Raw genomic sequence first — 21,594 nt, forward strand, 5'->3', positions numbered from 1 at the left:
CGGTAGCGATACCGGGGCTTTTTTGTTGGATCTACGACCTTGTCGTCAGATCACGAACAGATCGACGAACCTGTGCACCGGCATGGCCTCCAGAGCCTGCTGATCCTTGCACACAGCCAAGATTTGCTCGCACCGCTGCCGCGCAAACCGCGTCGCCAGGTTCTCCCTGAACTTCGCCTCCAGCAACGGCATCCCCTCCTCCCGCCGGCGCCGATGCCCGATCGGGTACTCCACCACCACCTGCGGCGTGTGCGAGCCATCCTTGAAGAACACCTGCACGCCATTGGCGATGGAGCGCTTGTCGGCCTCCAGGTACTCACGGCTGAAGCGCGGCTCCTCGACGATCACCATTTTCTCGCGCAGACGGTCGATGCTCGGGTGCGCGGCATGGAAGGCATCCTCGTAATGCTCGGCCACCAGGTCGCCGAAGATCAACGGCACGGCGGTCATGTACTGCAGGCAGTGGTCACGGTCCGCGGCGTTGGCCAGCGGCCCCTCCTTGGAAATGATGCGAATCGCCGACTCATGGGTGGTGATGACGATCCGGTCGATCTCGTGCAGGCGGTTGCGCACCTGCGGGTGCAGGGTCACCGCGGCCTCGCAGGCGGTCTGGGCGTGAAACTCGGCGGGGAAGCTGATTTTGAACAGCACATTTTCCATCACGTAGCTGCCCAACGGCTGCGGCAGGCGCAGTTCACGCAGCGGCTCAGGCTTGAGCGCCAGGTCCTTGTTGGTGTGGCTGAACGACACATCGTAGAAGCCCCACTGCCTGGCGGTCAGCGCACCGGGCACGCCCATCTCGCCACGCAGGGCGATATCAGCCAGGCGCACGCCGCGGCTGGAAGCATCCCCCGCCGCCCATGACTTGCGCGAACCGGCGTTGGGCGCATGGCGGTAGGTGCGCAGGGCCTGGCCATCGACGAAGGCGTGGGACAGCGCCGACAAAAGTTGCTCGCGATTGGCGCCCATGAGCTTGGCACACACTGCTGTCGAGGCGACCTTGACCAGCAGCACATGGTCCAGGCCAACCCGGTTGAAGGCGTTCTCCAGCGCCAGCACGCCCTGGATCTCGTGGGCCATGACCATGGCATCGAGCACCTCGCGCATGGCCAGGGGCGCCTCGCCGTTGGCCACGCGCTTTTGCGACAGGTGATCGGTGACCGCCAGGATGCCACCGAGGTTGTCCGAGGGATGACCCCACTCCGCCGCCAGCCAGGTGTCGTTGTAGTCCAGCCAGCGGACGACGCAGCCGATGTCCCAGGCCGCCTTGACCGGGTCGAGGCGGTAGCTGGTGCCCGGCACGCGGGCGCCATGGGGGACGATGGTGCCTTCGACCAACGGGCCAAGATGCTTGGTGCATTCGGGGAAGCGCAGGGCCAGCAGGCCGCAGCCCAGGGTATCCATCAGGCAGTGGCGGGCGGTGCTCAGCGCCTCGGGGGATTCGACGCAGTAGCCGAGCACATAGTCGGCGAGGGTCTGCAGGACCTGGTCGTAGTCGGGGCGGGTGTTGAGGTCTACGTTTGCGCTCATTCGTGGCTCCTTGATAACAGGGGCCGCAAAGCGGCCCCGCTCAACGAATGCCGAGCACTACTGATGCCTTAGAAACTGTCACCGGGCACGCGTACCCAGCCCTCCATCAGCACCCGAGCGCTGCGGCTCATGATTGCCTTGGTCACGGTCCACTGCCCGTCCACCTGGCGCGCCTCGGCCCCGACCCGCAGTGTCCCGGACGGATGACCGAAACGCACCGCACTGCGTTCTCCGCCACCGGCAGCCAGGTTGACCAGCGTCCCGGGAATCGCCGCGGCGGTACCGATAGCCACCGCTGCGGTGCCCATCATCGCGTGGTGCAGCTTGCCCATCGACAACGCACGCACCAGCAAGTCGATCTCTTCGGCAGGCACGGCTTTGCCACTGGAGGCAGTGTAGGTGCTCGGCGCCGCGACGAAGGCCACTTTCGGCGTGTGCTGGCGCCCGGCGGCCTGGTCGATATGTTCGATCAGCCCCATGCGCACCGCGCCATGGGCACGGATCGCCTCGAAACGCTGCAATGCGGCGGCATCGCCATTGATGGCGTCCTGCAACTCGCTGCCGGCATAGCCGATATCGGCGGCATTGACGAAGATAGTCGGGATACCGGCATTGATCAGGGTCGCCTTGAAGGTACCAACGCCCGGCACCTCGAGGTCGTCGACCAGGTTGCCGGTGGGGAACATTGCCCCGCCCCCGCCATCCTCGTCGGCGGCCGGGTCAAGGAACTCCAGCTGCACCTCGGCGGCCGGGAAGGTCACACCGTCGAGTTCGAAGTTGCCGGTTTCCTGCACCTCGCCCTCGGTGATCGGTACATGGGCGATGATGGTCTTGCCAATGTTGGCCTGCCAGATCCGCACGGTAGCGATGCCATTGCGTGGAATGCGGCTTGCATCGACCAGCCCACCGCTGATGGCGAACGAGCCGACCGCGGCGGACAGGTTGCCGCAGTTGCCGCTCCAGTCGACGAAGGCCTTGTCGATCGAGACTTGGCCGAACAGGTAGTCGACGTCATGGTCGGCCTTGAGGCTTTTCGACAGGATCACCGTCTTGCTGGTGCTGGAGGTGGCGCCACCCATGCCGTCGATCTGCTTGCCGTACGGATCGGGGCTGCCGATCACCCGCAGCAGCAGGGCGTCGCGGGCCGGGCCTGGGACCTGCGCGCGCTGAGGCAAGTCTTGCAGGCGGAAGAACACGCCTTTGCTGGTGCCGCCACGGATGTAAGTGGCGGGGATTTTTACCTGTGGTGCATGTGCCATGGTTATTGTTCCTTTTCCGTCCGTGGGAGCGGGCTTGCCCCGCGATGGCGACGTCTTGGCCATCGCGGGGCAAGCCCGCTCCCACGAGCCGCTATGCATTCATCTGCGTTATGCGGCGCCTTCCAGGAAGTCCTGGGCAAAGCGCTGCAACACCCCACCCGCCTCATAGATCGATACTTCTTCGGCGGTATCCAGGCGGCAGGTCACCGGCACCTCGACGCGTTCGCCGTTGCGCCGCGTGACCACCAGGGTCAGCGTCGCCCGCGGCTTGCGCTCGCCCAGTACGTCATAGGTCTCGCTACCGTCCAGGCCCAGGGTGTTGCGGTCGGTGCCCGCCTTGAACTCCAGCGGCAGCACGCCCATGCCCACCAGGTTGGTCCGATGGATGCGCTCGAAACCTTCGGCGACGATGGCCTCGACGCCCGCCAGACGCACGCCCTTGGCCGCCCAGTCACGGGACGAACCCTGGCCGTAGTCGGCACCGGCGACGATGATCAGCGGCTGCTTGCGCTGCATGTAGGTCTCGATGGCCTCCCACATGCGGGTCACCTTGCCTTCCGGCTCGATGCGCGCCAGCGAACCCTGCTTCACGCTGCCGTCATCCTTGCGCACCATCTCGTTGAACAGCTTGGGGTTGGCGAAGGTGGCGCGCTGCGCGGTGAGGTGGTCGCCACGGTGGGTGGCGTAGGAGTTGAAGTCCTCCTCGGGCAGGCCCATCTTCGCCAGGTACTCACCCGCAGCGCTGTCGAGCATGATCGCGTTGGAAGGTGACAGGTGATCGGTGGTGACGTTGTCCGGCAACACCGCCAGCGGTCGCATGCCGCGCAGGGTGCGCTCACCGGCCAGGGCGCCTTCCCAGTACGGCGGGCGGCGGATGTAGGTGCTCATCGGACGCCAGTCGTACAGCGGCGCGACCTTCGGTCCCTTGTCTTCCTCAATGGCGAACATCGGGATGTACACCTGACGGAACTGCTCGGGCTTGACCGAGGCACGCACCACGGCGTCAATCTCTTCATCGCTCGGCCAGATGTCCTTGAGGCGGATTTCCTTACCGTCGACCACGCCCAGCACGTCTTTCTCGATGTCGAAACGGATGGTACCGGCGATGGCATAGGCCACCACCAGCGGCGGCGACGCGAGGAACGCCTGCTTGGCGTAGGGGTGGATACGCCCGTCGAAGTTGCGGTTGCCCGACAGCACGGCGGTGGCGTACAGGTCGCGATCGATGATCTCCTGCTGGATCACCGGGTCGAGCGCGCCGGACATGCCGTTGCAGGTGGTGCAGGCAAAGGCGACGATGCCGAAGCCCAGTTGCTCCAGCTCCTGCTCCAGCCCTGCTTCCTTGAGGTACAGCTGTACCGCCTTGGAGCCTGGCGCGAGCGACGACTTGACCCACGGCTTGCGCACCAGGCCAAGCTTGTTGGCGTTGCGTGCGATAAGGCCAGCGGCGATCACGTTGCGCGGGTTGCTGGTGTTGGTGCAGCTGGTGATGGCAGCGATGATCACCGCGCCATCCGGCATCTGCCCCGGCACTTCTTGCCATTGCCCGGCAATGCCCTTGGCCGCCAGGTCGCTGGTGGCCACGCGCGCATGCGGGTTGGACGGGCCAGCCATGTTACGCACCACGCTCGACAGGTCGAAGCTCAGGGTGCGCTCATACTCGGCCTTGGCCAGGCTGTCGGCCCAAAGGCCTGCGACCTTGGCGTAGGTTTCTACCAACTGCACCTGCTGGTCATCACGGCCGGTCAGCTTGAGGTAGTCGATGGTCTGTTGATCGATGGCGAACATCGCCGCCGTGGCGCCGTACTCCGGGGCCATGTTGGAGATGGTGGCGCGGTCGCCCAGGGTCAGCGCACTGGCGCCGGCACCGTGGAATTCGAGGTAGGCGCCGACCACCTTCTGCTTGCGCAGGAACTCGGTCAAGGCCAGTACCAGGTCGGTAGCGGTGATGTTCGGCGCCAGGCGTCCGGTCAGCTCGACGCCGACGATCTCTGGCAGGCGCATCCACGAGGCGCGGCCAAGCATGACGTTTTCCGCCTCCAGGCCACCGACACCGATGGCGATCACGCCCAGGGCATCCACATGCGGGGTGTGGCTGTCGGTGCCGACGCAGGTGTCGGGGTAGGCCACGCCGCGGTCGTTGTGGATCACCGGCGACATCTTCTCCAGGTTGATCTGGTGCATGATGCCGTTGCCCGGCTGGATCACGTCGACGTTCTTGAACGCTTGTTTGGTCCAGTTGATGAAGTGGAAACGGTCTTCATTGCGGCGATCCTCGATGGCGCGGTTCTTGTCGAACGCCTGCGGGTCGAAGCCTCCGCATTCCACTGCCAGCGAATGGTCGACGATCAGTTGCACCGGCACCACCGGATTGACCGCGGCCGGGTCGCCGCCTTTGTCGGCGATGGCGTCGCGTAGGCCGGCCAGGTCGACCAGGGCGGTCTGGCCAAGGATGTCGTGGCACACCACGCGGGCCGGGAACCAGGGGAAGTCGAGGTCGCGCTTGCGCTCGATCAGTTGCTCGAGCGATGCGTCGAGGGTGGCCGGATCGCAGCGACGCACCAGGTTTTCGGCCAGTACGCGGGAGGTATATGGCAAGCCGTCATAAGCGCCGGGCTTGATCGCCTCGACCGCGGCACGGGCGTCGAAGTAGTCCAGGGCAGTGCCTGGCAGGTTCTTGCGGAATTGGGTGTTCATATCGTTATCAGGCTCGGTCACGGTTTACCTGGGCAGGCATCGGCAGATTTGTGGGAGCGGACTTGCCCCGCTCCCACAACAGACCTACGGCCTGTCTCTTCTGATCAGCGCAGCTCGATCGGCACGAACTGACGCTGCTCGACGCCGACGTACTCGGCGCTCGGGCGGATGATGCGGTTGTTGGCGCGCTGTTCGAACACGTGCGCGGCCCAGCCGGTCAGGCGCGAGCAGACGAAGATCGGGGTGAACAGCTTGGTCGGGATGCCCATGAAGTGGTACGCCGAGGCATGGTAGAAGTCGGCGTTGGGGAACAGGCGCTTCTGCTCCCACATGGTCTTGTCGATGGCCTCGGAAACCGGGTACAGGACCTTGTCGCCCACCTCGTCGGCCAACTGCTTGGCCCAGCCCTTGATCACCTCGTTGCGCGGATCGGACTCTTTATAGATCGCATGACCGAAGCCCATGATCTTGTCCTTGCGCTCGAGCATGCGCAGCAGCTCGGCAGTGGCTTCCTGCGGGCTCTGGAAGCGCTCGATCAGCTCCATGGCCGCCTCATTGGCACCACCGTGCAGCGGACCGCGCAGCGAGCCGATGGCGGCGGTCACGCAGGAGTACAGGTCGGACAGGGTCGAGGCGCAGACCCGGGCGGTGAAGGTCGAGGCGTTGAATTCGTGCTCGGCGTAAAGGATCAGCGAAACGTTCATCACCTTGACGTGCAGCTCGCTCGGTTTCTTGCCGTGCAGCAGGTGCAGGAAGTGGCCGCCAAGGGTGTCTTCGTCGCTGCTGCAGTCGATACGTACGCCGTGGTGGGTGTAGCGGTACCAGTAGCACATCACCGCCGGGAACAGCGCCAGCAGGCGGTCGGTCTTGTCGCGCTGGGCGTCGAAGGTCAGCTCCGGCTCCAGGGTGCCGAGCACCGAGCAACCGGTACGCATCACGTCCATCGGGTGTGCATCGCGCGGGATGCGCTCGAGCACTTCTTTCAGCGCTTGCGGCAGGTCGCGCAGCCCCTTGAGCTTGCGCTTGTAGTCGGCAAGCTCGGCCTTGCTCGGCAGCTCGCCGTAGAGTAGCAGGTAGGCCACTTCCTCGAACTCGGCGCCTGCGGCCAGGTCGCGCACGTCATAGCCGCGGTAGGTCAGGCCGGCGCCGGCCTGGCCGACGGTCGACAGCGCGGTCTGGCCGGCCACCTGGCCACGCAGGCCCGCGCCACTGAGTACTTTTGCTTCGGCCATGGTGTTTCTCCTTTCTTGAATTTGTTATCGAAGTCTTGCTGGCTAATCCTGGTGAGTCGTACCGGGCCTATTGCGGGCAAGCCCGCTCCCACGAGCCCGGTACTGGCATTCGCTTACCCTTTCTTCTGCGCGAACAACGCGTCGAGGCTCTGCTCGAAGGCGTGGTAGCCGATGGCATCGTAGAGCTCCATGCGGGTCTGCATGGTGTCGATCACGTTCTTCTGCGTGCCGTCGCGGCGCAGCGCGGTGTAGACGTTCTCGGCCGCCTTGTTCATGGCACGGAAGGCCGACAGCGGGTAGAGCACCAGCGACACATCGACCGAGGCCAGTTCCTCGGTGGTGTACAGCGGCGTGGCGCCGAATTCGGTGATATTGGCCAGGATCGGCGCCTTCACCCGGTCGGCGAAGGTCTTGTACATCGAAAGCTCGGTGATCGCCTCGGGGAAGATCATGTCGGCGCCGGCCTCGATGCAGGCGGCAGCGCGGTCCAGCGCGGCATTGAGCCCTTCCACCGCCAGGGCGTCGGTGCGCGCCATGATCACGAAGCTGTCGTCACTGCGGGCATCCACGGCCGCCTTGATGCGGTCGACCATCTCCTGCTGCGAGACGATCTCCTTGTTCGGGCGATGGCCACAGCGCTTGGCGCCGACCTGGTCCTCGATATGAATGGCCGCGGCGCCGAACTTGCTCATCGACTTGACGGTGCGGGCGACGTTGAAGGCCGAGGCGCCAAAGCCGGTGTCGACATCCACCAGCAGCGGCAGGTCGCAGACGTCGGTGATGCGCCGTACGTCGGTGAGCACGTCGTCCAGGCCACTGATACCCAGGTCCGGCAGGCCCAGGGAGCCGGCAGCGACACCGCCGCCGGAGAGGTAGATGGCCTTGAAGCCGGCGCGCTTGGCCAGCAGGGCGTGGTTGGCGTTGATGGTCCCGACCACCTGCAGCGGATGTTCGGCGGCGACCGCGTCACGGAAACGCTGGCCGGGCGTGCTCTTCACTGTCATGACTCACCTCGTGGGCTATTGTTGTCGGCACCCTGGTAGTGGCGCTCGATATTGCGTTTGGACGCGCCGATGTGGCGGCGCATCAGGAGTTCTGCAAGCTCACCGTCGCGGGCTTCGATGGCATCGAGGATACGGTGGTGTTCGGCGAAGGCCTGGCGCGGGCGGTTGGGCGTGGAGGAAAACTGAATGCGGTACATGCGCACCAGCTGGTACAGCTCGCCGCAGAGCATCTTGTACAAGGTCTGATTGCCGCTGCCCTGAATGATCCGGTAGTGGAAGTCGTAGTCGCCTTCCTGCTGGTAATAGCCCTGCCCGGCCTGGAACGCGGCATCGCGCTCATGGGTATCGAGTACATGGCGCAGTTCGTCGATGGCGGCCTGGCTCATGCGCTCGGCGGCCAGGCGGCAGGCCATGCCTTCCAGCGACTCACGGATTTCATACAGCTCGATCAGCTCGGCATGGCTCAGCGACACCACCCGGGCGCCGACATGCGGCACGCGCACCAGCAGGCGCTGGCCTTCGAGGCGGTGGATGGCTTCGCGCAGCGGGCCGCGGCTGATGCCGTAGGTACGCGCAAGCTCTGGCTCGGAAATCTTGCTGCCGGGGGCGATCTCGCCCTTGACGATGGCGGCCTGGATACGCCGGAAGACATGCTCCGAGAGGGTCTCGGTCTCGTCCTGCGGCACTGCCACGGCCTGGGATGCATCCAGCATAATTGTCGACACCTTGCAAATCAATGACGGCAAAACTAGCTAAATAGAGAGCGGCAGTCAAAGACAAAAAGAACATTGTCGACAATCGTCTAATAACGAACTAACCAAGCTCACCCGCGGTCAGATCGCGGGCGCGCTGGCGTCAAGGCACCGGCGTGATAGAATGCCGCGCTCCTTCGGGAGCATGGATAGTGTGTCTGTCATCATTTCATGCCCATGACAGATCAATGAGGACGCTTGGCCAGTCGCCTTGCCCTGAACTTTGCACAGCACCGCGCCAGGATTATGAGACTCAAACCCGCTTCATTGCTGCTCTGCCTGACCCTGCTGCCGGCACTCGCGCCCGCGGCCGAAAAGACCGTGTACGGTCTCAACGAATACGCCCGCCTGGGCGACCTTGACCTGGAAGTGGCAGCCAAGCTCGATACCGGCGCCAAGACCGCCTCGCTCAGCGCCCGCGACATCAAGCGCTTCAAGCGCAACGGCGAGAGCTGGGTGCGCTTCTACCTGGCCATCGACGCCGCGCACAAGCACCCCATCGAACGTCCCCTGGCCCGCGTCAGCAAGATCAAGCGCCGCGCCGGGGACTATGACGCCGACTCGGGCAAGGCCTACACTGCCCGTCCAGTCATCGAACTCGACATCTGCATGGGCCAGACACGACGCACCATCGAGGTCAACCTCACCGACCGCAGCGCCTTCCAGTTCCCGCTGCTGATCGGTTCCGAGGCCCTCAAGCACTTCGGTGCGCTGGTCGACCCAAGCCTTAAATACGCGGCCGGCAAACCTGCCTGTGCCACCGAAGCTCCCAAAGCAGAGTAATTCCGATGCGCTCTCTTACCCTCCACCTGAAAGTCCTGATCACCGTCCTGGTGGTGCTGGGCATCGCGATCACGGCCTACCAGATCTTCGCCCTCGGCATCCCGGTGACCGAGGACGAGACCGATGACCTGTGGAACATCGACGCCAAGGTCGAGTTCGTCGCCAGCGCCAAGGACCCGGTCAAGGTGCAGATGTTCGTGCCCCCGCTGAACCGTGACTACGTGAGCCTCAACGAGAGCTTCATCTCCAACAACTACGGGGTCAGCGTCAACCGCGCCGACGGCAACCGCAAGGTCACCTGGTCAGCCCGTCGCGCCAGCGGCAACCAGACCCTCTATTACCGCCTGGTACTGACCAAGCGCTACAGCAACGAGAAGGCCAAGATCAAGGGCCCGACCTTCCGCGACAGCCTCGCGGTCGAAGGCCCGGAGAAGATCGCCGCCGAAGCACTGATGGCACCGATCCGCCAGCACTCGGCCGACGTCGAGACCTTCGTCAGCGAGACCATCAAGCGGGTCAACAACGCCAACGACGACAACGCCAAGCTGCTGCTGGCCGGCGACAACTCGCCGCTGAAGAAAGCCCAGGTCATCGACCTGCTGCTGTCCATCGCCCACGTCCCGCTGGAGAAGGTCCACACCATCCGTCTGGTGGCCGACACCCCGCAAAGCCCTGAATTGTGGCTGCGCAGCTTCAACGGCAACGACTGGCTGTACTTCAACCCGGAGACCGGCGAGCAAGGCTTGCCCAGCGATCGCCTGCTGTGGTGGACCGGCGACGACAACCTGATCAGCGTCGATGGCGGCAAGAAGGCCACCGTCACCTTCAGCATGAACAACAGCGAGATGAACGCCATCCGCCTGGCCAAGCTGACCGACGAGAACACCGACGCCGACTTCCTCGAATACTCGCTGTACGGCCTGCCGTTGCAGACCCAGCAGACCTTCATGATCATGGTGATGATCCCGATCGGCGTGCTGGTGATTCTGGTGCTGCGCAACCTGATCGGCATCCAGACCCTCGGCACCTTCACCCCGGTGCTGATCGCCCTGGCCTTCCGCGAGACGCAACTGGGCTTCGGTATCATCCTGTTCACGGTGATCACCGCCCTGGGCCTGTCGCTGCGCTCGTACCTGGAACACCTCAAGCTGCAGATGCTGCCGCGCCTGTCGGTGGTGCTGACCTTCGTCGTGGTGCTGATCGCCGCCATCAGCCTGTTCAGCCACAAGCTGGGCCTGGAACGCGGGCTGTCGGTGGCGCTGTTCCCGATGGTGATCCTGACCATGACCATCGAACGCCTGTCGATCACCTGGGAAGAACGTGGCGGCGGCCATGCCATGAAGGTAGCGATCGGCACCCTGTTCGCCGCCTCCATCGCGCACCTGCTGATGACCGTTCCGGAAGCCGTGTACTTCGTCTTCACCTTCCCGGCGGTGCTGCTGATCCTGGTGGGCTTCATGCTGGCGATGGGTCGCTACCGCGGCTACCGCCTGACCGAGCTCGTGCGCTTCAAGGCATTCCTGAAGAAGGCAGACGCCTGATGTTCGGCCTGATCAAGACGTGGAAAGCCCTGGAGGCCCGGGGCATCATGGGTATCAACCGGCGCAACGCGGACTACGTGTTGAAGTACAACAAGCGCCACCTGTACCCGATCGTCGACGACAAGATCATCACCAAGGAGCGCGCCCTGGCGGCCGGCATCCATGTGCCGGAGATGTACGGCATCATCGAGACCGAGAAGCAGATCGAGAAGCTCGACGAGATCATCGGCGGGCGCAGCGACTTCGTCATCAAGCCGGCCCAGGGCGCCGGCGGTGACGGCATCCTGGTGATCGCCGACCGCTTCGAAGACCGCTACCGCACGGTCTCGGGCAAGATCATCAGCCATGAGGAGATCGAACACCAGATCTCCAGCATCCTCACCGGCCTGTACTCGCTCGGCGGGCACCGCGACCGTGCGCTGATCGAGTACCGGGTCACTCCGGACCAGATCTTCAAGAGCATCAGCTACGAGGGCGTGCCTGATATCCGCATCATCGTGCTGATGGGCTACCCGGTGATGGCCATGCTGCGCCTGCCGACCCGCCAGTCCGGCGGCAAGGCCAACCTGCACCAGGGCGCCATCGGTGTCGGTGTGGATCTGGCCACCGGCCTGACACTGCGCGGCACCTGGCTGAACAAGATCATCAGCAAGCACCCCGACACCACCAACGCAGTGGATGGCGTGCAACTGCCGAACTGGGACGGTTTCATGAAGCTCGCCGCCAGCTGCTACGAGCTGTGCGGCCTGGGCTACATCGGCGTGGACATGGTCCTGGACCAGGACAAGGGCCCGTTGATCCTCGAGCTCAACGCCCGCCCCGGCCTGAACATCCAGATCGCCAACGACTGCGGCCTGACCCAGCGCACCCACGCCATCGAAGCGCACCTGGAGATGCTGGCCAAGGAAGGTCGCAGCGAGGATGCAGAGCAACGCGTGAAGGTCTCGCAGGGCCTGTTCGGACACGTTCATCCAGGCTGACAGCTCGTGGGAGCGGGCTTGCCCGCGATTGGCATCAAGGCAGCCTGCGCTATCGCGGGGCAAGCCCGCTCCCACGACACTCGTCTTGGCGCAACATCTAAATGTCGTTGCCAGCGCTAGGCGCATCCCCCCCACAGGTCTACAATCGCCTCCCTCGCTTTTTCATCGCCGTCCACTCTGATGCCGACCTGTACGCTGCACCCCCTGCCCTACCAGCCCGACCCCGCCTTCTACTTCGAACGCCTGCGCCGCGCGCCCGGCGCGATCCTGCTCGACAGCGCCCGTCCGGGTGCCGAGCGCGGCCGCTATGACCTGCTCAGCGCCTGGCCCCTGCAACAGCTGCAGGCACGCAGCGATGAAGACGGCCAGGCTTACCTGCAACGCCTGCGCCAGGCACTGGCAGACCTTGGGGAAGCGCAACTGCCCGAGGGCTTCGAGCTGCCGTTCGCCGGAGGCCTGATCGGCTACCTGAGCTACGACTTTGGCCGGCGCCTGGAGCAATTGCCGACGCACGCGGTCGACGACCTCGGCCTGCCCGACGCCCGCCTGGGGCTGTATGCCTGGGCACTGGTGTCCGACCATCGGCTGTGCAGCAGCCAGCTGGTGTTCCACCCGCGCCTGCCCGAGGACGAGCGGCAACGGCTCATCGCGCTGTTCGAGGCCAGCACCCCGGACGCTAGCGCTGACTTCCACCTGCTAGCGCCCATGACCGGCGATCTTCGCCCCGAGCAGTACCGGGCGGCGTTCGACCAGGTACAGCGCTACATCCAGGCCGGCGACTGCTACCAGATCAACCTCACCCAGCGCTTCCGCGCCCCCTGCCAGGGCGACCCATGGCGCGCCTACCAGGCCCTGCGCGCCGCCTGCCCGACGCCGTTCTCCGGCTACCAGCAGCTGGATGAAGGCACGGCGCTGCTGAGCTTCTCGCCCGAGCGTTTCATCCGTGTCAGCCAGGGCGAGGTCGAGACCCGCCCGATCAAGGGCACCCGCCCGCGCTCAGCCGACCCGCATGAGGACGCCCGCAACGCCGCCGAGCTGCTGGCCAGCCCCAAGGATCGCTCGGAAAACCTGATGATCGTCGACCTGCTGCGCAACGATATCGGCCGTACCTGCCAGACCGGCTCGGTGAAGGTGCCGGAGCTGTTCAGCCTGGAGAGCTACCCCAACGTCCACCATCTGGTCAGCAGCGTGGTCGGCCAGCTGGCCGCCGGCAACGACGCCCTGGACCTGATCGCCGGCAGCTTCCCCGGCGGCTCGATCACCGGCGCCCCGAAGATCCGCGCCATGCAGATCATCGACGAGCTGGAGCCGACGCGCCGGGCGCTGTACTGCGGCTCGCTGCTGTACCTCGACGTGCGCGGCGAGATGGACAGCTCAATCGCCATCCGCAGCCTGCTGGTCAAGGACGGCCAGGTCAGTTGCTGGGGCGGTGGCGCGGTGGTGGCCGATTCGGATTGGCAGGCCGAATACGAAGAGTCGATCGCCAAGGTGCGGGTGCTGATGGAAACGCTGCAAGCCTTGTAACACTCCGTGGGAGCGGGCTTGCCCCGCGATCGCCAGGCGTCTGCCCCGCCATTTTTTGTTACCATCTGACCACTACGAGCGCACAGCGCCACTCACCCGATGGAAACCGCCTGATGAGCCAACCCTTCGACGTCGCCGCCCTGGCCGCGACCTACGCCAGCAAGTCCCCGCAGGAGATCCTCAAGCTCGCCTTCGAACACTTCGGCGACGACCTGTGGATCTCCTTCAGTGGCGCCGAGGATGTGGTGCTGGTGGACATGGCCTGGAAGCTGAACAAGCAGGTCAAGGTGTTCAGCCTCGATACCGGTCGCCTGCACCCGGAAACCTACCGCTTCATCGATCAGGTGCGCGAGCAGTACAACCTGCCGATCGAAATCCTCAGCCCGGACCGCGACAAGCTCGACCCGTTCGTCAAGGAAAAGGGCCTGTTCAGCTTCTACAAGGACGGTCACGGCGAGTGCTGCGGCATCCGCAAGATCGAGCCGCTGCGCCGCAAGCTGGCCACCGTCAGCGCCTGGGCCACTGGCCAGCGTCGCGACCAGAGCCCCGGCACCCGCAGCCAAGTGGCGGCCCTGGAGATCGACAGCGCCTTCTCCACCCCGGAGCGCACCCTGTACAAGTTCAACCCCCTGGCGCAGATGACCAGCGAGGAAGTCTGGGGCTACATCCGCATGCTCGAGCTGCCCTACAACAGCCTGCATGAGCGCGGCTTCATCAGCATCGGCTGCGAGCCGTGCACCCGCCCGGTGCTGCCGAACCAGCATGAGCGCGAAGGACGTTGGTGGTGGGAAGAGTCGACCCAGAAGGAATGCGGGCTGCACGCGGGCAACCTGATCAGCAAGGCTTGAATCCAGCGGCAAGCTTCTAGCTGCAAGCTACAAGAAAAGAGCAGACCGCGTACGGACTGCTCTTTCTTGTAGCTTGCCGCTTGCCGCTTGCAGCTGCTTTCAGTGCACCGGCAGCTCGACACCCTCAAACAGCTCTTCGAGTTCCTGCTTGTTATGGCACTGGATCGCCTTGGCCATCACCTCACGGGTCAGGTGCGGCGCGAACTTCTCGATGAAGTCGCACATGAAGCCACGCAGGAAGGTGCCGCGACGGAAGCCGATCTTGGTGATGCTGGCCTCGAACAACTCGCTGGCATCCAGGCACACCAGGTCGCTGTCGAGTTTCGGGTCCACCGCCATCTTGGCGACGATACCCACGCCCAGGCCCAGGCGCACATAAGTCTTGATCACATCGGCGTCGGCGGCGGTGAACACCACCTTCGGCGTCAGGCCACGGTGGTTGAACGCCTCGTCGAGCTTGGAACGGCCAGTGAAGCCGAATACATAGGTGACGATCGGGTACTCGGCCACTGCCTCCAGGGTCAGCTTCGGCAGCTTGGTCAGCGGGTGCCCCTGAGGCACTACCACGCAACGGTTCCACTTGTAGCACGGCATCATGATCAGGTCGCCGAACAGCTCCAGCGCCTCGGTGGCGATGGCGAAATCGACGGTGCCGTCAGCCGCCATCTCGGCGATCTGCATGGGCGAGCCCTGGTGCATGTGCAGGGCGACTTCCGGGTACTGCTTGATGAAATTGCTGATCACCGGCGGCAGCGCATAGCGCGCCTGGGTGTGGGTGGTGGCGATCGACAGGGTGCCCTTTTTCTCGTTGGAGAATTCCTGGGCGATCTGCTTGATGCTTTCGACCTTGCGCAGGATCTCGCCGGCGGTATTGATGATGCGCTCGCCCGCCGGGGTGACGCGGGTCAGGTGCTTGCCGCTGCGGGCGAAGACTTCGACGCCAAGCTCGTCCTCGAGCAGGCGGATCTGCTTGCTGATCCCGGGCTGGGAGGTGTACAGGCTCTGCGCCGTCGCGGAAACGTTGAGGTCATGGTGCGCCACTTCCCAGATGTAGCGCAGTTGCTGAAGCTTCATAGATATCCCTCAAAGGCGGTAGGTCACCGGCGCGCCGGCAGCAACGAGTTATAACTATATTAGTGGCTAGAGAAATAAATCTAGAACTATTTTGTTACGTCCGTAGGAAAAAGCCCTACCGCCAGGTTCACACTTTCCTACGCCCAAGATGCTGGGCCAACGGCACCATGTACACCGGCACCGGCGACAGCTGCAGCAGCCGCACCGCCGTGCGACCGATCGGCACGTCCACCCCTGCCCCCGCGCTGTGGCTGCCGAAGATCAGCAGGTCGACCGCCAGGCGCTGGGCCTGCTCGAGGATCACCTGCGCCGGGTCGCCTTGACGCACCCGTACCGCACGGATCAGCGCCAGGTCGGCGACCTCGCCCAGCTCTTCGCGAAAGTTCTCCAGTACCCGTTGCTCGATGTTGGCCATGACCGTCGTCACGCCTTCACTGTGCAATGCATCGAGGGTCTGCTCATCGAGGTAGCTCTGCAGCAAGGATTCGGCGAACTGGCCCATGGGCTCCACGGCATGGATCACATACAGCTCCGCGTTGAAGGTCCGCGCCAGGGCCAAGGCGTGCTGCATGACGAAGGGCGCGTAAACACCGAGGTCTGTAGCGAACAGCATGGAACGGATCATTCGACCTCCTCGACTGCCGCTTCGGCAGAGCAAGCTTGAGCTTAGCAGCGCCATGGGCCGTCGCCTGGCCGTCCGGCGCACAGCCGCCGCGGCTTTCAGGCCTGCCGGTTACGCCGGTCGAGAAACGCCAGTGCCTGGTACAACGCCTCCATGCGCGGCAACTCACACCCCGCCGCGCGTGCGCGGGCCAAGGGTTCGGCGTAGATCGCCTGCAGCTCCAGCGGCCGCTGCAAGGCATGGTCGTGGTACATGCTCGGCCAGTAGTCCGGCATCTTCTCGGTGACGCGGAACAGGTGCTCGGCATAGCCCGCCGGCAGCTCACGGCCACAGGCCTTGGCGCCCGCCACCACTTCGGCCATCAGCGCCTGGATCAGCGCACGGCTGTCGGCATCGCCCATCAAGGGTGTGGTGCTGGCCTGCAGCAGCACCGAAAGGCCGTTGTAGGGCACGTTCCACACCAGCTTCTGCCAACGCGCCTGGTCGAGGTCGGCCATGGCCTGGGAGTCGATGCCCGCAGCCCGGAACAGGGCCGCGCCCTCCTCCACCACGACCGCTGCATCACCTTGTGCGGGCCCACTGTGATAGCCCAGGTTCACCGCGCCCAACGACTGGTGACGGATCACGCCGGGGCGCTCGCGGTTGACACAGATGAAGCACAGCCCGCCCAGCAGGTGCATGTCCGGGCGCAAGGCCGGACGCAGTTGCTCCTCGACCCCAAGGCCGTTCTGCAGCAACACCACCCTGGCCTGCGGCGCTGCGGCTTGCACGATCAAGGGCGCCAGCTCGGCATTGCTGGTGGCCTTGGCCCCCACCAGCAGCCAGTCGCAAGGCGGCATGTCGGCGGCAGAGGCGTAGGCCTGCACGGGCATGCGCACCTGGCCATGCACGGCGCTGTCGAGCTGCAGCCCCTGCTCATGCACGGCCTGGTATTCACTGCGCAGCAGAAAGTGCACGTCGAAACCGGCGCGGGCCAGCATCAAGCCATAGAAGCCACCGATTGCGCCGCTGCCGATGATGCCGATGCGGGGATTGCCAGCCTGAGGGTCGAGGGATGCCATGCCGTGCTCCTGGTCAAGCGTCATTGTTATTGGTCAGCCACTATACCCAGGTGTCGCCGCCACGGTGAAATCGTCCCGCCAGGCAGCGAGCTCGCGCGCAAATGCCGCCTGGCAGGCAAAAACCCCGTATCGACGGGGCCCAGCCCATTGTCGCGCCCCCGCTAACGCGCTAAGGTTCGGCCTCCCCGCTGCGAACAATCTGCTGCTGGGCCGCACGGGGATTGCTGGCGGCCGGCACCCGTGACCTGACGAGTAACACGATGGCTGATTTACCGATCGATGACCTTAACGTTGCCTCCAACGAGACCTTGATCACCCCTGATCAGCTCAAGAAGGAAATCCCCCTCAGCGCCAAGGCCCTGCAGACCGTGACTGCCGGCCGTGAAGTGGTGCGCAATATCCTCGACGGCAAGGACCATCGCCTGTTCGTGGTGGTCGGCCCGTGCTCGATCCATGACATCAAGGCCGCCCACGAGTACGCCGAGCGCCTGAAAGTACTGGCCGAGGAAGTTTCCGACACCCTGTACCTGGTCATGCGCGTGTATTTCGAGAAGCCGCGCACCACCGTCGGCTGGAAAGGCCTGATCAACGACCCGTACCTGGATGACTCGTTCAAGATCCAGGACGGCCTGCATATCGGCCGCCAGTTGCTGCTGGACCTGGCCGAGAAAGGCCTGCCCACTGCCACCGAAGCGCTCGACCCGATCTCCCCGCAGTATCTGCAGGACCTGATCAGCTGGTCGGCCATCGGCGCGCGCACCACCGAATCCCAGACCCACCGCGAGATGGCCTCCGGCCTGTCCTCGGCGGTCGGCTTCAAGAACGGTACCGATGGCGGCCTGACCGTGGCAATCAACGCCCTGCAATCGGTGTCCAAGCCACACCGCTTCCTGGGCATCAACCAGGAAGGTGGCGTGTCCATCGTCACCACCAAGGGCAACGCCTACGGCCACGTGGTACTGCGCGGCGGTAACGGCAAGCCCAACTACGACTCGGTGAGCGTCGCCCTGTGCGAACAGGACCTGGCCAAGGCGAAGATCAAGCCGAACATCATGGTCGACTGCAGCCACGCCAACTCCAACAAGGACCCGGCCCTGCAGCCACTGGTCATGGAGAACGTGGCCAACCAGATCCTCGAAGGCAACCAGTCGATCATCGGCCTGATGGTCGAAAGCCACCTGAACTGGGGCTGCCAGGCCATTCCGAAGAACCTCGACGAGCTGCAGTATGGGGTGTCGGTCACCGACGCCTGCATCGACTGGGCCGCCACCGAGAAGACCCTGCGCAGCATGCACGCCAAGCTCAAGGATGTGCTGCCCAAGCGTCAGCGCGGCTGAGAAATCGCGCAAACGAAAACGCCGGGCAATGCCCGGCGTTTTCATGTGTGCGTGCTGCCAGGTCAGGCCTTGCTCGAATGACGCTGCTGGCGCTCCATGTAGCGCTCGACATAGGAGCACGACGGGATGACCGTGTAGCCCATCTGCTCGGCGTACTCCAGGGCCTTTTCGGTCAGCGCGGCGGCAATCCCGCGCCCGCGCAGGGCGTTGGGAACGAAGGTGCGATAGATGTCCAGCGTCTGCTTGCCCAGGTCCATGTACGTCAGGTAAGCCCGGTGACCGTCCACGGTGGTCTCGAACTGATGACCGGCCTGGTCATGGTGGATGGTCAGCGTTTCGCTCATCACTACTCCTCGCAGGTCTTTTCGGCAGACCCTTACCTTACCGATGTGGTTTATCCGGCGGAGGAACCTCCACGCCACCTGTTGCCCCTTGGACAGCAGCACGACCTGGATCGTTCTGCGCCGATGGCACCCTCAAATAGTAGGCGGCGCCAGCAAGAATGCTCAAGCCGCCCTGAATGAAAATGCTGACAGCAACGTCTGCAGCGCCGGGCAACAGCAACCGGATGTTGTAGGGCTAAGACGCTGACCGACAGTTAAAGTCACCCTTAGTTCAACAAAAAAGTTCCTGTACTACAATCGCTTGCGAACGCTGGCCAGGGTTTTCACAGTTTGTTTACAAACCCCGTCACCGGAGGCCTCGGCAGCATTTTTTTTGCAGTTCTTGCGCTCAGTCAGTTTACTTACTACAAGTAATGGGTACTATGTACGCCGGCCAGTTTCTCTTTTCCGAGAGATGGCTATTTAATAGAAAGTCCTTGAAGGGGAACACGATGAACAACGTTCTGAAATTCTCTGCTCTGGCTCTGGCCGCAGTTCTGGCTACCGGTTGCAGCAGCGTATCCAAAGAAACCGAAGCTCGCCTGACTGCTACCGAAGACGCAGCAGCTCGCGCCCAGGCTCGTGCAGACGAAGCCTACCGCAAAGCTGACGACGCTCTGGCAGCTGCTCAGAAGGCTCAGCAGACCGCTGACGAAGCCAACGAGCGCGCTCTGCGTATGCTGGACAAAGCCAGCCGCAAGTAATAATCCTCACGGATTGTTATGGAGCCGACCCACTTGTGGGTCGGCTTTTTTATTGCCTCGAAGAAAGCCTGTTGCTGCGAGGCCAAACAACAGGGGCCGCTTTGCGACCCATCGAAGGACTCGCCCACTCCTACAGCGCAGCGCACGACCTGTAGGAGCGGGTCTTTCCCGCGATGGACCGCAAGGCGGCCCCTGGAATTGTACGAAAAGTGCCCTGCTAGTTAGTTACCCGTGGGCAATCGCTTACTGCAATTCCGGTGGAATGCTCGACACCATCGGCGCGCTTGCACCATTGGTGGGCACGGCGATCTCGACCGGCATGCCATCTTCGGCGGCAACCACATCGCGAACCATGTCCCAGTTCATGCGCAAGTTGTTGGCCAGGTCTTCACGCTTGAGCAGCGCGTTGATGACGGCGGTGTGCTTGTCGACCACCGACGGATTGCCGTGATCGTCCAGCGGCGTGTGGGCTTCCAGATAGACTTTGCCCGCACTGATACCGAACTTGTACGGCTCGTTGATGATGCGTACCGGCGTGCCCACCGGGACCATCTTCGACAGCGTCAGCACATTGTTGTTGAGCATGCGGAAGCAGCCGTGGCTGGTGCGCATGCCGATACCGAACTTCTTGTTCGAACCATGGATCAGGTAGCCCGGCACCCCAAGGGTGAACTTGAACGGACCCAGCGGGTTGTCCGGCCCGGCCGGCACCACGGTCGGCAGAATGTCGCCATCGGCGGCGTGCTCGGCACGGATCGAGGCCGGCGGGGTCCAGGTCGGATTAGGCGTCTTGGCGGTGATCTTGGTGTTCGCGATCGGCGACCCCCAGCCCTCGCGACCAATACCCAGCGGGAAGGTATGCACCACGTTCTGCCCTTTCGGGTAGTAGTAGAGGCGGTACTCGGCCAGGTTGATGACGATGCCTTCGCGCGGCCCCGGTGGCAGGATATAGCGGGTCGGCAGGATGATCTCGGTACCGGCGCCCGGCAGCCACGGGTCGACGCCGGGGTTGGCGGCGATCATTTCCAGGTAGCCCAGGTCGTTGGCGGTGCCGATGTCGGCGAAGGTGTCTTCGTACTTGGCCTGGATGGTGTGGACCTGGCCGACGACGTCCTCACCGGGGGGTGGCAACGGCAGTTCCAGCGCAACAGCGGGGCCTGTCGCCAGCAAGGCGGCCAGGGTCAGGCTACGGGTGACGGCGGGAAAGCGCGGCAACATCCGGGAAATCCTTCGAAAGGTCAGTCAAGGGAATCGATTGTACACCCGCGCCGAAACAAGCGGGAGGCGCAAGCATTTCAGATGATGAAAGGCGCTCAGAGTTCCGGCCACACCGGACGCATGCCACGCCGCTGGGCATCGAGGATTGCCTTGCACAGCTCACACAGGCGCTCGTCACGGTAGATGGCCCGCTCGACGCCCGACCAGCGCGGCTGCGCGGGCAGCAGGCCACCGCACAAGGTGCGGTCGACAGGCACGCCGAGCTCGAGCTGGCGGGCGGCGAGGTGGATGCGCACTTCCTGGCAGGCAAACAGGTCGAGCTGCTCGTCGGGCTCGATCAGTTGGTAGGCGTACAGGGACCAGGCAGGGCGCGGCATCGGGGGCACTCGAAACGGGGGGCGCAACATTAGCCGAAAGCGGCCCCCGATAAAAGCGTCACAGCAAGGGTTTTATCGCCGGCCAGGCATTTTCCAGCAAGCGCTGCTGGGCGGTGGCTGCAGGGTGGATGCCATCGGCCTGCATCAGCTCCGGCACCCCGCCCACGCCTTCGAGGAAAAACGGCACCAGCGGCACCTTTTTCTCCGTGGCCAGTTGCTCGTAGACCTGGGCGAACGCCGTGGTGTAGCGCACACCGTAATTGGGGGGCAGGCGCATGCCCAGCAGCACGACCTTGGCCCCCGCGTCGCGGGACTGGTCGATCATTGCTGCAAGATTCTGTTGCAATTGCTGCGGTGGCTGCCCGCGCAGGCCATCGTTGCCACCCAACTCCAGCACCACCAGGTCCGGCTTGTGCGCTGCAAGCAGCGCCGGCAGCCGCGCCTGGCCACCCGCGCTGGTGTCGCCACTGATGGAGGCATTGACCACCTGGTCGTCAAAACCCTCCTTGCGCAGTTGCTGTTGCAGCAGGTTGACCCAGCCCTGGCGGGTATCCAGGCCAAAACCGGCGCTGATACTATCGCCCACGACCAACACTGTTCCCGCCGCCGCGCCCTGGGCCAGGCAACACAGGGCCAGACCGGCACTCAACCACCACATTCGCATCGGA

Annotated in this window: 20 protein-coding genes; 7 read left to right on the forward strand and 13 right to left on the reverse strand. The window is 64.1% G+C overall.

Annotated elements, in window-relative coordinates; translation table 11 throughout:
- Positions 1–45: 45 nt before the first annotated feature.
- From prpD to ABZO33_RS16265, 6 genes are all read right to left on the reverse strand, one after another.
- Entirely contained in the window at positions 46–1,530 is a 1,485-nt protein-coding gene (prpD, locus tag ABZO33_RS16240) for a 2-methylcitrate dehydratase (protein WP_414536869.1), read from the reverse strand.
- A 68-nt stretch (positions 1,531–1,598) separates the two neighbouring features.
- On the reverse strand, positions 1,599–2,789 hold the full coding sequence (prpF, locus tag ABZO33_RS16245) for a 2-methylaconitate cis-trans isomerase PrpF (RefSeq protein ID WP_414536870.1): 1,191 nt from the start codon (positions 2,787–2,789) through the stop codon (positions 1,599–1,601).
- Positions 2,790–2,897: 108 nt separating this feature from the next.
- Positions 2,898–5,486 (reverse strand): Fe/S-dependent 2-methylisocitrate dehydratase AcnD, encoded by a 2,589-nt coding sequence (gene acnD / locus ABZO33_RS16250; protein WP_414536871.1) that lies wholly within the window; start codon positions 5,484–5,486, stop codon positions 2,898–2,900.
- 104 nt (positions 5,487–5,590) lie between these two features.
- Positions 5,591–6,718: a 2-methylcitrate synthase gene (prpC, locus tag ABZO33_RS16255; protein WP_414536872.1), complete on the reverse strand. Its 1,128-nt coding sequence runs from the start codon at positions 6,716–6,718 to the stop codon at positions 5,591–5,593.
- 113 nt (positions 6,719–6,831) lie between these two features.
- Positions 6,832–7,722, reverse strand: a complete 891-nt coding sequence (gene prpB, locus ABZO33_RS16260) for a methylisocitrate lyase (RefSeq protein WP_028692606.1) — start codon at positions 7,720–7,722, stop codon at positions 6,832–6,834.
- Entirely contained in the window at positions 7,719–8,435 is a 717-nt protein-coding gene (locus ABZO33_RS16265; protein WP_414536873.1) for a GntR family transcriptional regulator, read from the reverse strand. Before ABZO33_RS16265 ends, prpB begins: the two co-directional genes overlap by 4 nt.
- A 285-nt stretch (positions 8,436–8,720) precedes the next feature.
- Here ABZO33_RS16265 and ABZO33_RS16270 point away from each other — a divergent pair, with 285 nt between their 5' ends.
- The 5 genes from ABZO33_RS16270 to ABZO33_RS16290 all read left to right on the forward strand — a co-directional run bounded on the left by ABZO33_RS16270 (position 8,721) and on the right by ABZO33_RS16290 (position 14,150).
- Positions 8,721–9,257, forward strand: a complete 537-nt coding sequence (locus ABZO33_RS16270) for an ATP-dependent zinc protease (RefSeq protein WP_023629916.1) — start codon at positions 8,721–8,723, stop codon at positions 9,255–9,257.
- Positions 9,258–9,262: 5 nt separating this feature from the next.
- Positions 9,263–10,798 (forward strand): inactive transglutaminase family protein, encoded by a 1,536-nt coding sequence (locus ABZO33_RS16275; RefSeq protein ID WP_414536874.1) that lies wholly within the window; start codon positions 9,263–9,265, stop codon positions 10,796–10,798.
- On the forward strand, positions 10,798–11,778 hold the full coding sequence (locus ABZO33_RS16280; RefSeq protein ID WP_102683261.1) for an alpha-L-glutamate ligase-like protein: 981 nt from the start codon (positions 10,798–10,800) through the stop codon (positions 11,776–11,778). Before ABZO33_RS16275 ends, ABZO33_RS16280 begins: the two co-directional genes overlap by 1 nt.
- A gap of 180 nt (positions 11,779–11,958) precedes the next feature.
- The gene (gene pabB / locus ABZO33_RS16285; protein ID WP_414536875.1) at positions 11,959–13,302 is read left to right on the forward strand and encodes an aminodeoxychorismate synthase component I; all 1,344 of its coding nucleotides are present in this window, start codon (positions 11,959–11,961) and stop codon (positions 13,300–13,302) included.
- Between the two features lie 113 nt (positions 13,303–13,415).
- Positions 13,416–14,150, forward strand: a complete 735-nt coding sequence (locus ABZO33_RS16290) for a phosphoadenylyl-sulfate reductase (RefSeq protein WP_050705067.1) — start codon at positions 13,416–13,418, stop codon at positions 14,148–14,150.
- A gap of 99 nt (positions 14,151–14,249) precedes the next feature.
- Here ABZO33_RS16290 and cysB read toward each other — a convergent pair whose 3' ends face one another.
- The 3 genes from cysB to ABZO33_RS16305 form a co-directional block, all read right to left on the reverse strand.
- Positions 14,250–15,224, reverse strand: a complete 975-nt coding sequence (gene cysB / locus ABZO33_RS16295) for an HTH-type transcriptional regulator CysB (RefSeq protein ID WP_011533140.1) — start codon at positions 15,222–15,224, stop codon at positions 14,250–14,252.
- A 127-nt stretch (positions 15,225–15,351) separates the two neighbouring features.
- Positions 15,352–15,849 carry a universal stress protein gene (locus ABZO33_RS16300; protein WP_046854907.1) on the reverse strand — a complete coding sequence of 166 codons (498 nt, stop codon included), beginning with the start codon at positions 15,847–15,849 and terminating at the stop codon, positions 15,352–15,354.
- A gap of 95 nt (positions 15,850–15,944) precedes the next feature.
- A complete protein-coding gene (locus ABZO33_RS16305; protein WP_414536876.1) occupies positions 15,945–16,907 on the reverse strand; it encodes a putative 2-dehydropantoate 2-reductase in 963 nt (320 codons plus the stop codon).
- Between the two features lie 260 nt (positions 16,908–17,167).
- Between ABZO33_RS16305 and ABZO33_RS16310 the strand changes: the two genes are divergently transcribed.
- Complete coding sequence (locus ABZO33_RS16310; protein ID WP_011533136.1) at positions 17,168–18,244, forward strand: 3-deoxy-7-phosphoheptulonate synthase; 1,077 nt, start codon at positions 17,168–17,170, stop codon at positions 18,242–18,244.
- A gap of 62 nt (positions 18,245–18,306) precedes the next feature.
- Here the strand turns inward: ABZO33_RS16310 and ABZO33_RS16315 are convergent, their stop codons facing one another.
- Positions 18,307–18,588, reverse strand: coding sequence for a GNAT family N-acetyltransferase (locus ABZO33_RS16315; RefSeq protein WP_031315036.1), 282 nt, complete (start codon positions 18,586–18,588; stop codon positions 18,307–18,309).
- 491 nt (positions 18,589–19,079) lie between these two features.
- On the opposite strand from ABZO33_RS16315, the gene oprI reads away from it, so the two are divergent.
- Positions 19,080–19,331, forward strand: a complete 252-nt coding sequence (oprI, locus tag ABZO33_RS16320) for an outer membrane lipoprotei OprI (RefSeq protein WP_003259780.1) — start codon at positions 19,080–19,082, stop codon at positions 19,329–19,331.
- A gap of 243 nt (positions 19,332–19,574) precedes the next feature.
- Here the strand turns inward: oprI and ABZO33_RS16325 are convergent, their stop codons facing one another.
- From ABZO33_RS16325 to ABZO33_RS16335, 3 genes are all read right to left on the reverse strand, one after another.
- On the reverse strand, positions 19,575–20,549 hold the full coding sequence (locus ABZO33_RS16325; protein WP_046854905.1) for a L,D-transpeptidase family protein: 975 nt from the start codon (positions 20,547–20,549) through the stop codon (positions 19,575–19,577).
- A 95-nt stretch (positions 20,550–20,644) separates the two neighbouring features.
- Positions 20,645–20,926 carry a hypothetical protein gene (locus ABZO33_RS16330; RefSeq protein ID WP_046854904.1) on the reverse strand — a complete coding sequence of 94 codons (282 nt, stop codon included), beginning with the start codon at positions 20,924–20,926 and terminating at the stop codon, positions 20,645–20,647.
- 58 nt (positions 20,927–20,984) lie between these two features.
- Entirely contained in the window at positions 20,985–21,590 is a 606-nt protein-coding gene (locus ABZO33_RS16335; protein ID WP_414536877.1) for an arylesterase, read from the reverse strand.
- Between the last annotated feature and the right edge of the window lie 4 nt (positions 21,591–21,594).

Origin of the sequence: Pseudomonas sp. CAM1A (assembly GCF_047501685.1) — a bacterium.
GTDB lineage: Bacteria > Pseudomonadota > Gammaproteobacteria > Pseudomonadales > Pseudomonadaceae > Aquipseudomonas.

Coding starts and splice junctions, on each gene's coding strand:
- prpD (WP_414536869.1), bottom strand. CDS start 1,530: ATGAGCGCAAACGTAGACCTCAACACCCGCCCCGACTACGACCAGGTC.
- prpF (WP_414536870.1), bottom strand. CDS start 2,789: ATGGCACATGCACCACAGGTAAAAATCCCCGCCACTTACATCCGTGGC.
- acnD (WP_414536871.1), bottom strand. CDS start 5,486: ATGAACACCCAATTCCGCAAGAACCTGCCAGGCACTGCCCTGGACTAC.
- prpC (WP_414536872.1), bottom strand. CDS start 6,718: ATGGCCGAAGCAAAAGTACTCAGTGGCGCGGGCCTGCGTGGCCAGGTG.
- prpB (WP_028692606.1), bottom strand. CDS start 7,722: ATGACAGTGAAGAGCACGCCCGGCCAGCGTTTCCGTGACGCGGTCGCC.
- ABZO33_RS16265 (WP_414536873.1), bottom strand. CDS start 8,435: ATGCTGGATGCATCCCAGGCCGTGGCAGTGCCGCAGGACGAGACCGAG.
- ABZO33_RS16270 (WP_023629916.1), top strand. CDS start 8,721: ATGAGACTCAAACCCGCTTCATTGCTGCTCTGCCTGACCCTGCTGCCG.
- ABZO33_RS16275 (WP_414536874.1), top strand. CDS start 9,263: ATGCGCTCTCTTACCCTCCACCTGAAAGTCCTGATCACCGTCCTGGTG.
- ABZO33_RS16280 (WP_102683261.1), top strand. CDS start 10,798: ATGTTCGGCCTGATCAAGACGTGGAAAGCCCTGGAGGCCCGGGGCATC.
- pabB (WP_414536875.1), top strand. CDS start 11,959: ATGCCGACCTGTACGCTGCACCCCCTGCCCTACCAGCCCGACCCCGCC.
- ABZO33_RS16290 (WP_050705067.1), top strand. CDS start 13,416: ATGAGCCAACCCTTCGACGTCGCCGCCCTGGCCGCGACCTACGCCAGC.
- cysB (WP_011533140.1), bottom strand. CDS start 15,224: ATGAAGCTTCAGCAACTGCGCTACATCTGGGAAGTGGCGCACCATGAC.
- ABZO33_RS16300 (WP_046854907.1), bottom strand. CDS start 15,849: ATGATCCGTTCCATGCTGTTCGCTACAGACCTCGGTGTTTACGCGCCC.
- ABZO33_RS16305 (WP_414536876.1), bottom strand. CDS start 16,907: ATGGCATCCCTCGACCCTCAGGCTGGCAATCCCCGCATCGGCATCATC.
- ABZO33_RS16310 (WP_011533136.1), top strand. CDS start 17,168: ATGGCTGATTTACCGATCGATGACCTTAACGTTGCCTCCAACGAGACC.
- ABZO33_RS16315 (WP_031315036.1), bottom strand. CDS start 18,588: ATGAGCGAAACGCTGACCATCCACCATGACCAGGCCGGTCATCAGTTC.
- oprI (WP_003259780.1), top strand. CDS start 19,080: ATGAACAACGTTCTGAAATTCTCTGCTCTGGCTCTGGCCGCAGTTCTG.
- ABZO33_RS16325 (WP_046854905.1), bottom strand. CDS start 20,549: ATGTTGCCGCGCTTTCCCGCCGTCACCCGTAGCCTGACCCTGGCCGCC.
- ABZO33_RS16330 (WP_046854904.1), bottom strand. CDS start 20,926: ATGCCGCGCCCTGCCTGGTCCCTGTACGCCTACCAACTGATCGAGCCC.
- ABZO33_RS16335 (WP_414536877.1), bottom strand. CDS start 21,590: ATGCGAATGTGGTGGTTGAGTGCCGGTCTGGCCCTGTGTTGCCTGGCC.